The sequence below is a fragment of the Lysinibacillus sp. FSL L8-0312 genome, assembly GCF_038003285.1.
Taxonomy (GTDB): Bacteria; Bacillota; Bacilli; order Bacillales_A; family Planococcaceae; genus Lysinibacillus; species Lysinibacillus fusiformis_D.
In genome coordinates this window covers 4,406,992-4,423,505 of sequence record NZ_JBBOOV010000001.1, presented here as the reverse complement: position 1 = coordinate 4,423,505, position 16,514 = coordinate 4,406,992, and the positions used below count along the sequence as shown (strand labels likewise).

At 38.5% G+C, this 16,514-nt stretch carries 16 protein-coding genes; all 16 read right to left on the bottom strand.

Translation table 11 applies throughout. The features are described 5' to 3' along the window. Positions 1–43: 43 nt before the first annotated feature. The 16 genes from MHI22_RS22025 to MHI22_RS21950 all read right to left on the bottom strand — a co-directional run bounded on the left by MHI22_RS22025 (position 44) and on the right by MHI22_RS21950 (position 16,513). On the bottom strand, positions 44–880 hold the full coding sequence (locus MHI22_RS22025) for an alkaline phosphatase family protein (RefSeq protein WP_340812651.1): 837 nt from the start codon (positions 878–880) through the stop codon (positions 44–46). Next, positions 870–1,958, bottom strand: a complete 1,089-nt coding sequence (locus MHI22_RS22020; protein WP_101966385.1) for an ABC transporter substrate-binding protein — start codon at positions 1,956–1,958, stop codon at positions 870–872. The genes MHI22_RS22025 and MHI22_RS22020 overlap by 11 nt, the downstream gene beginning before the upstream one ends. Before the next feature lie 241 nt (positions 1,959–2,199). Continuing rightward, positions 2,200–2,577 (bottom strand): 2-oxoglutarate ferredoxin oxidoreductase subunit beta, encoded by a 378-nt coding sequence (locus tag MHI22_RS22015; RefSeq protein WP_230593789.1) that lies wholly within the window; start codon positions 2,575–2,577, stop codon positions 2,200–2,202. Positions 2,578–2,775: 198 nt separating this feature from the next. Next, positions 2,776–4,149 (bottom strand): sensor histidine kinase, encoded by a 1,374-nt coding sequence (locus tag MHI22_RS22010; protein ID WP_340812650.1) that lies wholly within the window; start codon positions 4,147–4,149, stop codon positions 2,776–2,778. Further along, positions 4,140–4,799: a response regulator transcription factor gene (locus tag MHI22_RS22005; RefSeq protein ID WP_340812649.1), complete on the bottom strand. Its 660-nt coding sequence runs from the start codon at positions 4,797–4,799 to the stop codon at positions 4,140–4,142. The genes MHI22_RS22010 and MHI22_RS22005 overlap by 10 nt, the downstream gene beginning before the upstream one ends. A gap of 10 nt (positions 4,800–4,809) precedes the next feature. Next, a complete protein-coding gene (locus tag MHI22_RS22000; RefSeq protein ID WP_089932025.1) occupies positions 4,810–5,565 on the bottom strand; it encodes a lantibiotic immunity ABC transporter MutG family permease subunit in 756 nt (251 codons plus the stop codon). A 3-nt stretch (positions 5,566–5,568) separates the two neighbouring features. Then, the gene (locus MHI22_RS21995) at positions 5,569–6,297 is read right to left on the bottom strand and encodes a lantibiotic immunity ABC transporter MutE/EpiE family permease subunit (protein WP_089932023.1); all 729 of its coding nucleotides are present in this window, start codon (positions 6,295–6,297) and stop codon (positions 5,569–5,571) included. 1 nt (position 6,298) lies between these two features. Next, the gene (locus MHI22_RS21990; RefSeq protein ID WP_089932163.1) at positions 6,299–7,006 is read right to left on the bottom strand and encodes a lantibiotic protection ABC transporter ATP-binding protein; all 708 of its coding nucleotides are present in this window, start codon (positions 7,004–7,006) and stop codon (positions 6,299–6,301) included. 214 nt (positions 7,007–7,220) lie between these two features. Beyond that, entirely contained in the window at positions 7,221–8,087 is an 867-nt protein-coding gene (locus tag MHI22_RS21985) for a 2-oxoacid:ferredoxin oxidoreductase subunit beta (RefSeq protein ID WP_058843921.1), read from the bottom strand. After that, positions 8,087–9,826 carry a 2-oxoacid:acceptor oxidoreductase subunit alpha gene (locus tag MHI22_RS21980; RefSeq protein ID WP_271912534.1) on the bottom strand — a complete coding sequence of 580 codons (1,740 nt, stop codon included), beginning with the start codon at positions 9,824–9,826 and terminating at the stop codon, positions 8,087–8,089. Before MHI22_RS21980 ends, MHI22_RS21985 begins: the two co-directional genes overlap by 1 nt. Before the next feature lie 262 nt (positions 9,827–10,088). Then, positions 10,089–10,355: a stage V sporulation protein S gene (locus MHI22_RS21975; RefSeq protein ID WP_004224903.1), complete on the bottom strand. Its 267-nt coding sequence runs from the start codon at positions 10,353–10,355 to the stop codon at positions 10,089–10,091. A 178-nt stretch (positions 10,356–10,533) separates the two neighbouring features. Further along, complete coding sequence (locus MHI22_RS21970) at positions 10,534–11,331, bottom strand: TIGR00282 family metallophosphoesterase (RefSeq protein ID WP_058843922.1); 798 nt, start codon at positions 11,329–11,331, stop codon at positions 10,534–10,536. Positions 11,332–11,736: 405 nt separating this feature from the next. Then, positions 11,737–12,747: a glycosyltransferase family 2 protein gene (locus MHI22_RS21965; RefSeq protein ID WP_249646036.1), complete on the bottom strand. Its 1,011-nt coding sequence runs from the start codon at positions 12,745–12,747 to the stop codon at positions 11,737–11,739. Then, a complete protein-coding gene (locus MHI22_RS21960) occupies positions 12,729–14,258 on the bottom strand; it encodes an oligosaccharide flippase family protein (protein ID WP_089932019.1) in 1,530 nt (509 codons plus the stop codon). The genes MHI22_RS21965 and MHI22_RS21960 overlap by 19 nt, the downstream gene beginning before the upstream one ends. Positions 14,259–14,277: 19 nt before the next feature. Then, on the bottom strand, positions 14,278–15,477 hold the full coding sequence (locus MHI22_RS21955) for a glycosyltransferase (RefSeq protein ID WP_257982868.1): 1,200 nt from the start codon (positions 15,475–15,477) through the stop codon (positions 14,278–14,280). Further along, a complete protein-coding gene (locus MHI22_RS21950; RefSeq protein ID WP_230593792.1) occupies positions 15,434–16,513 on the bottom strand; it encodes a glycosyltransferase in 1,080 nt (359 codons plus the stop codon). The genes MHI22_RS21955 and MHI22_RS21950 overlap by 44 nt, the downstream gene beginning before the upstream one ends. Position 16,514 lies beyond the last annotated feature (1 nt).

Below are 16,514 nucleotides of genomic sequence, written 5' to 3'. Positions count from 1 at the left end.
AGGATAGTAGTCGCTCCAACCTAAAAGGAGCGACTATTCTTAGCTATACCTCTTTTGCTGTATACACACCTTCTAGCAAAAGGGGCACCATATCATCCGCAGGCTCCATATTTAATAAATGACAGCACAGTGGTGCAATTTGTAATTGCGAAATAGTCCCTTCTTTTATACCAGCCTTGACGGAATCCGAAATGACAAACAGTGGGACATGACGATCCTCATGCGTTGTTCCACCATGATTACCATCACTTGTCATACCATGGTCAGCCGTCACAATTACCTCATAGCCCTGTGCCATACACTTTGGAATAAATAATGAGAGCAGGGCATCCATCGCTAACACACGATTGCGGTATTGTGCAGAATCCGCCGTAAATTTGTGACCATCATCATCAACATTCATAGGATGAATATAAAGGAAATCAGGCTGCTTTTGATCCATTAACCAAGCTGCATCAGCAAATACATGACTATCTGGATAATGATCCTCAAAATAGAACAAGCCATTCTCAATCGGTAATTGCGTATCAAGCTGTAGCCTGTCCTCCATATAGTTAAATGGTGCTCTATTATAAAGCTCACTCACCCAATAATAGGCGGAGGCTGCCGTGGACAAACCATGCTCCTTCGCGACATGAAAGACACTTTTCTGAGTCGATAAGCGTACCGTCATATTGCTAGTAACGCCATGAACAATAGGGGGTGTCCCCGTTAAAATCGTCTCATATAATGGCCTTGATAATGATGGCACCTCTGCGCAAATCTTATAGCGAGCAGCCACCTGACGCTCCACTAAATGGTGCAAGAATCCCATATGTGTACAGGCTGTATCAAAGCGCAATGCATCGATGACAATAAGAACCACTTTGTTATTTTGCATGGATTAACACCTGCTCTTGATAGAGTTGAGGGATTTGCTTTGTTGTTTCTTCCCATTTCTTTTGATCTTTTACTGGCTGTGCATTCGTATACATATCTGCTGGTAATAATAAATCCTTTACATCTTGTGGAAGTTCTACGTTGTCTCGAATCGGACGCGCATAGCCTTTTGCTAAATTTTCTTGACCAGCGTCAGATAGAATGTATTCACGTGCTAGCATGGCAGCATGAGGGTTTTTGGCATATTTATTAATAATTGTTGCATAACCAGAAGTAACAGATCCTTCCTTTGGTATCACTACATCGAAGCGCTCCTCATCGATTTGGTGACGATAGCCTAATGCATTAAAATCCCATAAAATCGCTACATCGATTTCACCTTTTTCTAAGTTCGCTACTGATGGATCCCCCTGTAAACGACCTTGTTTCGCTAATTCAGCAAAGAAATCAACGCCTGGCTGGATGTTTGATTCATCTCCACCAAAGGCCATAGCTGCTGCTAAAATAGCAAACTGCGCTTGGTTAGCTGTTAATGCATCTCCAATACTGACTGTATAATCCCCATTTTTCAGATCCTCCCATGAGGTCGGGGCATTCTTTACATTATTTGTATCTGTTAAAAATGAAATTGTTCCAGTATAGCCAACAATCCAGTTTCCTTCATCGTCTTTTGCCCAATCCGGTATTTCATCCCAGTAGGAAGTTTTATATGGTAATGTTAAGCCCTTGTCCTTAGCGATTGGTCCAAAGGCAATTCCAACATCCCCAATATCGGCTGTCGCATCATCTTTCTCTGCTTCAAACTTCGCTAACTCCTCAGCACTCGACATATCCGTATCCTTGTGTTTGATGCTATATTCGGTTCCTAGCTCTTCCCAAGTTTCCACCCAGTTCGCCCATGTATCTGGCATACCAACAGAGTTAACAGTGCCCTCTTCCTTTGCTTTTTCTGTAATTTCTTCAAGCGATAAATCCTTGTTTACCTCATTTGCACTAGATGAACTGTCAGAACATGCTGCCAACATGGAAATGGCTAATGCACCGATTAGACCTTTTTTCCACAATTTTTGAATTGCCATGTGTTGGACCCTCCATTTGTTTTGGTTTATTTTTATTTGCTTACAACCCTAATGGTATAAAACAAACATTAAGCAAGTATGGAGGTCTTAAAAATATTTAGTAAAAATTATTGAGAAATTATAAATATCTATGAAAATACTTAATAAGTGAAGGAGCATTGTAAAGCTGAATGGAGGAGATGAAGAAGAAATCTAGTTTTGTATGTGTACGTTGGCTTTACCAGACGTACACATACCTAGATTATTTGGAGAGACCTAAAAAATCTGCATATGTATGCGGCTCATTTTCCTTTAAAATTGTTAAAAATGTAAACGCCAGTTGCACAACTGACCACCATCTCATATTGTAGGACATCTCAAAACGAGAAGGTTCTAACGTAAAGACATCTTGAAAAATCGTGAGCGGCTCGATTTGCTCATCTTTTAAAATAGATAGAAAGCCCAGAAACAACGTATGATCCTTCACTTCAATCAGTTTGTCATCTACAAGAGCATCAATATTTTCAGGTTGCTGAAAATTACACTGTGTAGCTACATAACGCTCTAAATCCTGAGCACGCTTTCGATCTTCACGTTCCTTTTTCTTTGCAATAAAATCAATGACGTTATTCACGTGCATCGCCTCTTTTTTTCTTTTATTGTAGCATTTTTTAAAAGAACATTGCCCGCACCGCCCCCTACAATTTTTACATGAAACCTTTAATTGTGTTTTTACTCACGATTGTACATTGAATACTCGTGATTGCAGTGTCTTTACTCACGGTAGCAGTACTTTTACTCGCGATTGATCGCTAACAATAAAAAAGACATCTTATAATTAAGACGTCGCAATAGTGATTATCACTTTTCCTCCTCCCGTTATTGAATCATTAGCCAACGTTAGTGTTCCACCATGTTTTTGAATGATGGACTCGGCAATATAAAGCCCCATGCCATGATGGTCTGCTGCATTTCTACTTGGATCTCCCCGATAAAATTGCTTTGTGGCTCTCTTTAAATCTTGCGATGAAAAACCAGCCCCACTATCCATCACAGTAAAATGAATTATATCGGCCTCTCTCTGAACAGATAAAGTGACTTTGCTATTATGTGGCGTGTGCTCTATAGCATTAACGATCAAATTTAATAAAGCTCGATAAAAAAGCTCCTCCTCTATCATAAAGGCATCAGGCAGTTTATCCTTTTCTACACTAACTTCAAGATTTTTTTCTAAAGCAAGCGCCTTCATTTGCTGTTCTAGCTGTTGTATAAATGAAGCCAGCTCTACAGTTGTTTTTACACCACCAACACTTTGCTCCATATTGGATATATCCATTAATTGCTTTGTGAATTTTTCAATTTCTAGCGTATTTTTTAATATATAAGTGTTGTATTCTTTTTGTACTTCATCTTGAACAGTATCCAATAAAAGTTCCGCATTTCCTCTAATAATCGTAAGAGGTGTTTTCAAATCATGAGCAAGTGCAGAAATTTGTTCTCTGCGTGCTCTCTCTGCCTGCCATTGTTGTGTCAATGAAGTATTTAATGCCTCCTTCATCTGCTCAAAGGAGAGTGCAATATCATCAATTTCTCGAATCCCAGATGGTTTTATATGAAAATCTAAATTTTGATGTTGGATTTTTTCAATGGCTTCTTGTAGGCCCAACATTTTTCGTTTAAGTCTTCTGCCGAAATGCACAGCAAGTACCGTTGCCTGTACGATAACGCCTATAATAAACAATAGTAAAGCCGTTAATTGGGGATTAGGTAAATATTTTCTCATAACAGGTGAGCGATACTCAGGGACTAAACCATAGCGTAAAATACACACTTCCTGTTCTCGCTCAACAAATGCATAAAATCGAACATTACTTTTCGTCTCTCCCTTTTCCTTTAAACGCCATGCATGGGAAGCCTCTTTTTCTGTTAAAGTACCAGAAAGAAATTCCCCCTTATTAGAAATCACTGCGTAGTCTACAAGATCAGGAATCATATCATCTGTGACCTCACTGCTTGTAGCAATACGGTCTTTCGCTAAAGTGATTTGTGTTTCAGCATAATTGGCTGGCAAAATAATAGTAGCTGAAAAAGCAAACATAAATAAACCGATTAATAGTGCCCCTAATAAAATGATACTTAAGCAAAGAAAGAATAAATATCTCAGGAAAAATGTATGAAGGTGTGTTCCTTTCCTCGGTTTTATCATCTCCATTTATAGCCGATCCCCCAAACCGTATCAATGACATCTATGTCAAACGCATGTAGCTTTGACCGAATATTTTTGACATGTTCTGTTATCGCTGTACTGTCACTTTTGCCATCAAACCCAAAAATTGATTCGTATATCTGTTCTTTTGAGAAAACTTGCCCACGATGCCGTGCTAAAAATTCACATATTTCATACTCACTTTTAGTTAGCAGGGCGCGCTCATTCTGAACAAACAGTTCTTTACCAGAAAGATTAAAATGAACTTTATCACTATAAAGGATGTTCCGCTTCTCTCTGCTTTCCCGTCGGATATGCGCATTCACCCTTGCCCGTAGCTCTCCAATGCCAAATGGTTTAATCAAATAATCATCTGCACCTAAGCCTAAACCATACATCACATCTTCTTCTAAGGATTTAGCTGTAAGAAAAAGAATCGGACAATCTACAGCATGCCGAATTTGCCCACATAATGTAAAGCCATCCATAATAGGCATCATCACATCAAGCAAAATTAAATCAAAGGAACCTAAATCCATCTTTCCTACTTCTGTCGGTTCGGACACAATGGTTACTAAGTGTTTATCTTTATAAAGTGCATTCTTTATCAACATTAAAATATCTACTTCATCATCCACTACTAATATATTTGCCATAATTCACCCTCTAATTTTCAGATGCTCTACCTTCCCATCTCCAAAACCATAAACAAGACAGCGCAAAAGTCAATAGGATACCCCCTAAGCACGCCATTATGCCAGTTTGAATACTTGTTTTGAGCAATGTTAAATCGGTTCCCATCGATGTTAAAATCCATAATGAAACAAAATGACCGCTCCATCCATAAGGGAAAAAGGGCCAAATACGATCCCCTAAGCCTGTAAGCAATAGGGCGACCAACAGCGCTTCTACAATACCTAAACCAATCGAAGCGCCTTTACCAAATTGGAGGCTTACAAATAAATGTAACATATAGAAAATCACATGACTGCCGAATAGAATACAAGCAGCCATACTATAAAATGAATAGCTCAAATCTACTTCATGTAATAATTCTCTAAAGCCAAAACTAAAAATAGCTATAGATAGAAAGATGGCTCCAAAGCTAAACAATAATAATAAGATGAGCTTGCTCATGTATGCCTTTATTTTTATGTTTGTTGTAGCTAGCATGCCTTGGAAACGACCAGCGTTTGCTTCTTGCTCAGATGCCATAGCACATACTAATCCTATAATAATCGGTAGCCCACAAGCTAACCCCTGAAAATAGGCAGTTACTTTTCCTTGAAAATCCCATGGCGAATAGGAGTAGTAGGCTAGAAATAGCCCAGAAATAGCAAGGGGGACAAGTATATGTGTCAGCAAAAAAGGTGTTCGTTTTGTTTTAAGGCATTCCACTCTCAATAATCGTAACATGTCCATCCGCTAGTTCGCCTCCCTTTTTTGGAACCACTTCGCAGTAAGAAAGCTAATCATCATAAACCAAGCTAGTGCTATCAGTAAGCCCGGAAGTATAACGCCTTTATCCAATAAAGGACTGCCTTGTGGTACTGGTAGACCGTTTGGTAATATGCCAAGTGTTGAACATAATAAACGTGCACCAATTGCAAATGGATAGTAATACCATAGTTCCCCATCCGCAAAGGCAACAATCCCTAAGATATTGGCTACTACATTGAGTAAGATAGTCAAATAGGTGCCTAATTTAGCTGCTAGGAAAAGACATAAAGGTATTTGCCACAAAAACGTCAGGAAAATAACAAAAGTACTTAGTAAACTGCTCTCTATTGGTAAACTATGACCGAATAGCCTGCCCCCAGCCGTGATTCCCCCAAAGAAAATAATCGTAATCACAAGAAGCCATATGCTTAATGATACTATTTTTCCTAGCCAAATCTTTTTAAGATCCAGTGGTAAAGCAAGAATACTATGGTATTTTATTTTTTTATCCTTTTCGACCACTAAGGCACAGCAAATCGTCAGTGCGCCTGGTAGCAGCATAGTATACCACCAGTTATAAGCACCTGTTTGAAAATACACGCCACCCATCAGCACGGCACTTATCAGTAAGGTCACAAGGGGCGTAAGCCAAAGTAGTTTGGCAATAAATGTTCGCTTCCATTTTAATTTTTCCGCTTTCATTATGGCTATCATGCTAGTAACCTACCTTTCTATTGGTAGCTACAACCTGCATAAACAGTGATTCTAATTCCTGACCTTGTGGTGCCGGTCCCTGATAGCCAAGCTTGCCATCAGCAATAATGCCAATGTCATCCACGACCTGTTCCACCTCAGACAAAATATGACTAGATAAAATGACGGTAATGCCTTGCTCTGGAAATGAGCGAATAAGCTGACGAAGCTCCTGTATACCAATCGGATCCAGTCCATTTGTAGGTTCATCTAAAATTAACAGCTTTGGCTTGTTTAACAGCGCAATCGCTATACCTAATCGTTGCTTCATACCTAAGGAAAACTGTCCGGCCCGTTTTTTCCCTGTTTTCGTTAAATCTACAATTTTTAATACTTCTTCAATACGACTTTGCGGTAGACCTAACGCTATCGTGCGAACTTGTAAATTTTCCGTTGCTGTTAAATTGTCATACAAGGGAGGTGTTTCAATTAACACGCCGATGTCCTGTAAATCATTTCGTGTCCATGTATGTCCATTAAAAATGATATTTCCGGCATTTGGTCGTAACATACCTGTCATCATTTTTAATGTTGTGGATTTCCCCGCTCCGTTTGGTCCAAGTAAACCGTAGACTGTATTACGTTGGATTTCTAACGATACATTATCCACAATTTTTTGCCCTTTAAACGACTTATTAAGATTTTCTATCTTCAATATTAAATCTTTCATCATTATTCATCATCCTTTCGATGACCTTAGTATAAAAAACAATTATAAGGATTTTATAAGGATTCAATATCAAATACTCGCGGTGGCTGTGCTTTTACTCGCGATTCTTCTCTAAATACTCGCGGTAGCTAGGCTTTTACTCGCGATTCCTTACTAGAGCATAAAAAAAAGCATTTGGAATGTCCTCATTCCAAATGCTTTGATTCTATCATTTTTACATAAATTCTTTTACTAAATCATTGAAATCATTTTCACTCATTTTAATATCGATATCTGTTAATGGTAGCTCTGAGTAGCCAGGTACTTTTTCTTGATACGATGTTGTTTCCGTATCATGATAAATAACACCTGTTACTAAGCCCTCATGCTCCATCACTGTACGCATTGCCATACCACGATCATTGTGATCATAGCCTTCTACATCCGCTAGTTTTGTTAAGTTCTCTTTAAACCAATCGTATGTGTTCACTTTGTTATACGTTACACAAGGTGAAAAGACATTGATAAATGAGAAGCCTTTATGGTTGATACCAGCTTCGATTAAAGCTGTTAACTCTTTAATATCAGTAGAGAAGCCTTGTGCCACAAATGTTGCACCACTTGTTAATGCTACCTCTAATGGTTTCAATGATGGTTCAATCGCTCCACCTGGTGTAGATTTTGTAATAAATCCAGCAGCAGAACGTGGCGATGTTTGACCTTTTGTTAAACCATAAATTTGGTTATCCATTACAATATACGTAATATCAATATTACGACGGATAGCATGAATTGTATGCCCCATACCGATAGCAAATCCATCACCATCACCACCAGAAGCGATGACATGTAGATCACGATTGGCCATTTTTAATCCTTGTGCAATCGGTAGTGCACGACCATGAATACCATGGAATCCATAAGAATTAATATAGCCCGAAATACGTCCTGAACAACCAATTCCTGAAATCACAGCAAGTTCATTTGGCTCAATTCCGACATTTGCTGCAGCACGTTGAATAGCTGCTTGTACAGAGAAGTCTCCACAACCTGGGCACCAGTTTGGTTTCACTGTATTACGAAAATCCTTAAATGTTGCCATTAGCGAGTCAACTCCTTCACACGATTTTCTAATTCACCTGGCAAGAATGGCGTACCATTATATTTAGTGATTGTCGCGATTTTATCGTGACCACCAATATTCATCTTCATAATATTAGCCAATTGACCCGTATAGTTATTTTCTACAACGATCACTTTTTTCGCTTGTGCTACAAGAGGTGCCATTTCCGTAGATGGGAATGGGTGAATTAAACGAATATGCGCATGATTCACTTTCATTCCTTGCGCATTAAGTCGTTCTTGCACTTCCTCGATAGCTCCTCTTGTTGAGTTAAAGCCTACTAATAAGATATCCGCTTCCTCATGTGGTGCATTGACAAAGACAGGGTTATCAAATTTCAAACTCTCTAATTTACGGAAGCGTTTATCCATTTGTGTTTGACGATTGCCCGTTGCCTCAGATGGCTTCCCTGTTTCATCATGTTCAACACCTGTAACGTGGTGAATACCATGCAATGTACCTGGTAAAACACGAGGTGAAATCCCATCTTCAGTATCTTCATAGCGTTTGAAGTAGGCTTTATCGACAGCTTCATCAAGGTCATCAATCACAATTTTACCTCGACGAATTTCAATTTTATCGTAATCAAACGGTTCTACCGATTGTTTCCCTAGAGACAATTGTAAATCTGTCATTAAAATAACTGGTAATTGCAATTCCTCTGCAATATTAAATGCTTGGATTGTATCAAAAAATGCTTCCTCCATTGTTGAAGGCGCAATGACTACTTTAGGGATTTCTCCATGTGTTCCGTAAAGCATAGCCATTAAGTCCGATTGTTCTTGCTTTGTTGGTAGTCCAGTTGAAGGGCCTCCACGTTGCGTGTCTACTACTACTAATGGTTGCTCTGTCATACCGGAAAGACCAATTGCCTCCATCATCAATGAAAGACCAGGGCCTGCTGAAGCAGTAAAGGAACGTACACCACCAAAGTTAGCTCCGATTGCCATTGTTGCCGCAGCAATCTCATCCTCCGTTTGGATAACTGTCCCACCGAATTTCGGTAGCTTCTTAATTAAGTATTCCATAATTTCAGAAGCTGGCGTAATTGGGTATGCTGCCATAAAGCGTGTCCCAGCAGCTAATGCACCAAGTGCCACGGCATCGTTACCAATCATAAACATACGACGTTTGCCATCTGCAGGTGCAAGTTCCCATTGGCCTACACGTTCACCCAAAAGCTCATTCATAATTTGACGACCACGTGTAATGGCTTCCATATTTTTTTGAACGACCTCTTCGCCCTTTTTCCCAAAAATATCATCGACAACATTTTGGAACACTGCATCCTCTAGGTTAAGCAATGATGCTGTTGCTCCGATGGCTACCATGTTTTTCATTAACGATGTACCAAGCTCTGCTGCTATTTCTGTAAATGGAACAGCAAATAATGGCGCCTTTGAATCTTCTGGTTTGACCGGGTCAAATTTTGCATCCGCTAAAATAACACCGTTTTCTGTGAGCTCTTTATAATTGACATCGATTGTTTCCTGATCGAATGCCACTAAAATATCTAAATCATCCGCAATTGCACGCACTTCTGTTGGACGAACTGTAATTTTATTATTCGTATGGCCACCTTTAATTCGAGAAGAGAAGTGACGATAACCGTATAGGAAATAGCCTAGACGATTCATTGCCATTGAGAAAATTTCACCTGTACTCTCAATCCCTTCACCCTGTTGCCCACCGACTTTCCATGAAAGCTGATGTAACATGTCAACAACTCCTTAAATCCAATGTGTACTATTATTTTTCCTTCATAAGTTTAACACGAAGAAACCTTCTGCACTATTGTTTCTCAACGATTTAGGCGAAAATCAGACCTTTGACTGAAAATCCTGTTCATAAAGTTGTAATTTTCAAATCCAAGCAAAATCACACCTCTATTTCAAGTGACATGTATCATATGTAAACAGGAAAACGAAAAAATGCCTTGCCACGTTATTATGTGACAAGGCATTTTAGTTCATTACTTTTTTATCGAATACGTTTTTCCACGAGCAGCTTCAAGGCTGTACGTTCTTCACCAGCAATTAAAATATCGGCAAACGCCGGTGCGCAAATTAAATCTGTGCCACTTGGCGCTACAAATCCGCGTGCAATGGCCACTGCTTTTACGGCTTGGTTAAGTGCACCTGCCCCAACTGCTTGCATTTCTGCCTGCCCTTTTTCTCTGATTACCGCGACTAATGCACCTGCAACTGAATTTGGATTAGAGCGTGATGATACTTTTAATGAATCCACAATTATTCCTCCCCGTTTCGCGAATAGTGTTTACGCTCAACAACTCATGTCCCCCTTTTTGGACCTCAAGTTATTGTCCGTAGCACATTTTATGCTCCGCAAAACGGAAATAGACTAGTTTCACAAATAAACCTGTATCCACAGCAAAAGAGTCGTAAACCAACATACTTCGACTTATTTATCCTTGAAACGGATAATCTTCATTTATATAAATTCGTTCACAGGCAGTAGCTTTCCCTGTTCGATCATCCATCTCTACAAAGAAACCACTTAAAACCTCTCGTCCTTTTTTCGGTACTTCAAAACGGGATGGCATATTTGTTTGGAATTTATAAATGACACTATCCTTCGTCATGCCTAAAACCTCATCATATGGACCTGTCATACCTACATCCGTGATATAGGCTGTGCCGTTCGGGTAAATTCTTGCATCGGCCGTTTGTACATGTGTATGTGTCCCCACAACCGCAGAAGCCTTGCCATCTAAATGCCAGCCAAGGGCAATCTTTTCACTAGTCGCTTCCGCATGAAAATCTACGAAAACAAGTGGTGACGTTTGACGGGCTTCCTCAATTAGCTTATCTGCCATTGCGAATGGGTCCTCATGAGGAGGTAAAAATACACGACCATGTAAATTAATGACAGATAATGTCACACCGTTTTTAGAAATTTGCACCATACCTTTACCAGGTGCCTCACTTGAAAAGTTAGCTGGACGAATTAAATAATCCGCATCATCGATAAAATCGAAAATATCTTTATTGTCCCATGTGTGATTACCCATTGTAATTACATCTACACCTATTTGTAGCAGGCTATTATAAATATTATGAGTAATGCCACGTCCTGCCGCAGCATTTTCACCATTGGCAATGACAACGTCTGGATTATATTTCTTTTTTAAGCGAGGTAAATATTTTTCCACCGCATCTCGACCAATTGAACCTACAATATCGCCAATAAATAAAACCTTCATTTTTTAACCACTCTTTCTTTCCATTACGCCTCTATATCATTATGCTTCAGAGACTTTAACTTCGCACCTGAATACCATCACTAATTGTAACGCTAGGAGGAGGATTACGCAAAATAAAATATCAATGACGCCTCGGCGTCATTGCCGCTGATACTTCGCCTTTGCGCAGATAAACAATGCTTCCAGATTTTTTCGAGCTAACAAGTAGAAGTTAACCTAAGACCGTCACGACCTGTGACAACAATTAACTGACCTGCATCGTGCAGGCTTTCTTCAATATCAATAACCTCCGCCAGTATCCTTGGAGCAACATGATATTGGTCACACCGTTATTGCTCCTTTTGGTGTCTCCCTATTTCAGTTGGCGTCTTCATTGCAAAAAACATCGGCTAAATCAAGATCAATCTAACAACGCGAAATCACTTGATGCTTTTTCACATTTAAATAAATTAGTGTTGAAGATAGTGTAAGCCAATTGTTTTTGATAAGCTTTAAAAAAACAATTTGTTTCATCTTTCGTTTCATTAACTTAACCTTTAATACGTCTGGATAAGCCTTTAAAAAGGATTGAATCTCATACTTCATCTCTTGTGCAGTAGCACTTTGATGAAGAATAATCAATAGCCCCTCCAATTGGTAATTCAGAAAGCTATTTTTCACTTCCGCATAAACCTCGCCATCCTGTAGTTCCTTCAAAAGCTTTTTATACAATACATCATAATTGTGTCGTAAATGGACCATGGCTTTTTTTGTTAAGGAGCTTTCATTCGCCACATTATAATAATAAAGCTGTCTTGGAACATAACAGATGGACTGATTTTGTATGACAGCCCTTGTCAGAAACACTGTATCCTCTGCAAAGCTCATCGCTTCATCAAACCGTAGCCTATGGAAATCTAAAAAGGATTTTTTATACAATTTACAGCTGGCAAAACCAAAATGTGTTTCCCCTATTTCAGTAAATAATTTGTGTAAACAATCAATGGCACTGTAAGTACAGTAGCTGTTGGATGGATAATATAACGACCTGCTGCCCTCCGCTGCTTGCCAAAATAAATCACATTTTGCAATAGCAGAGCCTGTCAGCTTACATGCTTGATACAATTCTTCAAGCATCGTTAGCTCTAGCCAATCATCTGCATCAACAAAGGTAACATATTGACCGTTGGCATGGTGTATTCCAACATTTCTTGCTTTACTAACACCACTATTGGCATTCGTAAAAATGGTCATACGTGCATCAATTTGTGCAAACTTTTGTAAGATCGTTAATGATTGATCTTCACTGCCATCATTAATGACAATAATCTCAATATCCTTTAATGTTTGCTGACAAATGCTTGTTAAACATTTCTCCAAATAGGGCTCAGCATTGTAAACAGGTACAATAACGCTCACTAAGATTTTGGACGCCAAAATATTGCGCCTCCTTTACGAAAAAGCTCTAGCCACTTTGATTTTTGTTTTTTCGTCAAAGCAATACAAAATAGACTGATACCTGCCAGTAGCGTGTAGTAAAAAATAGATAGGCTAATAGATAGCCAAGTAACTGAAGGGTTTGTTAGTTCCCATAAAAGTTCGCTACAGCAAATAGCAACAACAAAGGCCAGTACTAGCCTGCCAATAGTTCGCCAAAACCTAAAGATATCCAAGCCAATTTTCTTGTGGTAATACATATTCATAATCACTACATTTCCAATAAATAATGAACAAGCTGTAACAATCGCGGTACCGATTTTGCCATAAAAGTAAATAGCCGGTATTGATACAAAAATATTTGCAACGGCAACAATGATTAATAAAATGGTTCTAAATTTAAACAAATTTTTTGCCTTCAACACATTAAGACCTAGATTTTGTATGAGATCAATACTAAACGGCACCATAATAATGAGGACAATCGCATAAATGGCAATAAACTCTTGACCTAGCCATAATACTAGAAACTCTTGACCAAAAAGAAAAAAGCCCCCTAATATATAGCCCACAACTAAAAATTGAATCGCGCCAACTTTTACGAATAGCTGATTTATTTCTACTAAGCCATCTTCTTTTGTCACTAGCATAGAAATACGAGGTAAAAACAATCCGCTAATCGCTAAAGCCAGTGACATAAAGATCAACACAATTTGAATCGCTACTGCATAGATGGCAACATCCTCGGTCCCCTTAAATATGCCTAATAACACTTGATCTGTTTGCCAATAAATTTTATCAACAATCACAGTAATAAAAATAAAAAATGAATAGATGAAAATTTCCTTTATGAGAGTTGTATTTTGGAGACTAAATGTGAATTGGATGGACAGTACCTTCATGCAATAAATGGCATCTAACAGTAAAAAAAGTATGTTGTAAATAGCAATAATATAGATCAATGTCACCGCATCTGTTCCCTGTAAAAGAAAAAACAACATTGTCAGGGGCTGCACAATCACCTGTAATAATGTCGTTAATTTAATAAAAATAAATTTTTCATATGCTTGTAAGATGGAAGTAAAGACACCTAACGGAAATTGCATTGCTAAACTAATCGTCATTATAAAGCCCATTAGCCTTGCCTTTTCTAATTGTTCCCCAGATAAGCTTTGCCCAAAAATAATATCCACATGGGAAAATAAGAAAAATCCTATTAATAAAGTAAGACAGCCGATACCAACAAATAATTTCAGAAAAAATCCATTTAATGCTGCTTCTAATGTTGGATCTGCTGCTGCTCGATTTCTAGCAATATAGCGTACAATAGCATTACCTAACCCCAAATCTAAAATGGAGAGATAACCTACAAGTACAATCATTAAGGAATATAGACCAAATTCTTTCTGACCAAGGAGTGATATCATAATCGGTGTGAAAATGAGTGAAGAGAGCATTGTACAGCCGATTGTTATATAAGAAAGAATGGCTCCAATCTTTATTTCTTTCATGAGCACACCTTTCTATTAGTTAGGATGGACTTTCCTTTAGAATTGCTGGATATAATGATTGATATTGCGCAACAACCTGTTGAATTTGAAAATTTGCTAACACATGTTCACGACCAAGGTTCGCTTTTTGTGCATATTGCCGTGAACTGTAATTTAAAGCCGTATTAATCCCACTTGCTAAAGCCTCTGCATCCTTGGCAGCTACAACCTCACCACTATTCCCGACCAAATAAGCACAATCTCCAACATTCGTTGTGACACAGCATGTGCCGCTTGCCAATGCCTCCACTAGCACATTCGGTAGCCCCTCTCCTACTGAGGATAAAACGAATACATCAGCTGCTGCCATTAATTGTGGAATATCCTCTCTACTGCCTAATAAGAACGTCACTTCCTCTAACTGGGCCGACTCAATCAGTTGTAGTAAATCCCTATTGGCATCATCAATTTCAAAGCCTACTAAAAACAAATAAAAATCTTGCCGTTGCTGCCTTAGCTTTTTTACACTAGCCATCAAATTTTCATAATCCTTTAATGGGTCCCATCTGCCAACATGCAATAAAATGGGTTGATTGATGATGTCAAATTGTTCTACAAAATATTGCCTCTTCGTGCTTGGCTGATATTGATCTGTGTTGATGCCATTAACAATGACACGATGCTGCTTACCACTGTAGCCAATCGCTTCATGGATTTCTTTTACTTTTGGTCCACATGAAATAATAGCATCTACACGTTTTGACAATTTTGCACAAAGCTTGGCAATAAAAATTGTCCGGCGTTTATTATCTTGTTTATTGAGATTACTATGGTGAATTCCCCAAATTAATTTCTTTTTTAGCAATATCGCTAGGATATATCCTAGTAAATTAGCATGATACATCCATGTTTGAATAATGTCGCTTTCTTGACATAAACGATAGCAATTCATAAATGCGTTGACACGATTGCTACGCAGATCGCATATCGTTACCTTAATATTTAATTGCTTTTTTATTAACTCACCATACGTTCCCATCTCCGTTAAACAGATGACTTCTACCTCATAACTATCCCGATCCATGTTTTCTAAGAGACGATAAAGCATGGCCTCTGCTCCACCAAGGCCAATGGTCGTGATGATATGCATAATTTTAATCTTCTTTTGAATAGTCTCATCCTTTGATGTAGTTTCGTTATATGTAGAGCGTGCACAATTTGCTTGCAATCGCTTGTGCATCAAGTCCTTTCATTTTGATATGGTCATGAATCATTTGGTGATCCACTTGACCATTCTGAGTTACAATGGCCTGAAGCCAACTATCAATCTCTCCATGTAGATCTAGATAATGCACTAAACCAATATGTAAATCTACTTCTCTCGGTAAAGAGGAAGAAACAATAGCAGGTGTCCCGCAAACTTGTGCCTCTAAAAGGACAATCCCAAAGCCCTCAAAGTGTGATGGCAGGAGAAATTTATCAAAGAGTTGAAGGAGCGTGAGTATATCTGCACGCTGTCCTAAAAATCGTACACAGTCCTCTACATTTTTTTGTTGGACGAGCTGGTGAATTTCTTGCTCTAAAGGCCCATCCCCTATCAAAAATAGTTGAAAAGGGATACCCCGCTGTTTTAAATAGACGGAGAGTTCAATTAAAAAAGAATGATTTTTCACTGGTACAAAGCGTCCAATATGCCCTAACACTAATTCATCATCTTTTATCCCTAGTTCTTCTCTCCATTTTTTTCTCTCTTCAAATGATATACATTTTACTTTTTGAAGTTCAATTGGGTTTGCTATTACTTCAAAAGGCCTTTTACTAAAGCAAAATTCCCCCGCCTTTTGACTACATGCCACCAATTTCGTTGCATTGTAAACACTTAGTCTTTTCAACAATGCTAACATAATCTTATTGTTCCACTCCTCAGCAACATTCGTATGGCTGTGTAAAACACGGCATTGAACACCCGCTAAACGAGCTGCCAGCAATGTAAAGATCGCTCGATAGCCTGTATGATCGTGAACTGCGTCATATTGTTGCTGCTTTAGGATTCGATAAAGTTTCCTCATATAAGCAAGTGGTCCTTGCTGGGTAATGTATGTTTCGTAAAATATCTTGGAGCCCTGTTGAACTAATGTCTCATGGTATTGCCCTTTATTAAACGATAGAAAATCAAAATGGTACATTGATTTATTCGTATTCGTCCAAATGTCGACAACCATCGATGTAATACCGCCGAAATCTGTTGTTGGAATAATATGCAAAATTTTTTTCAAA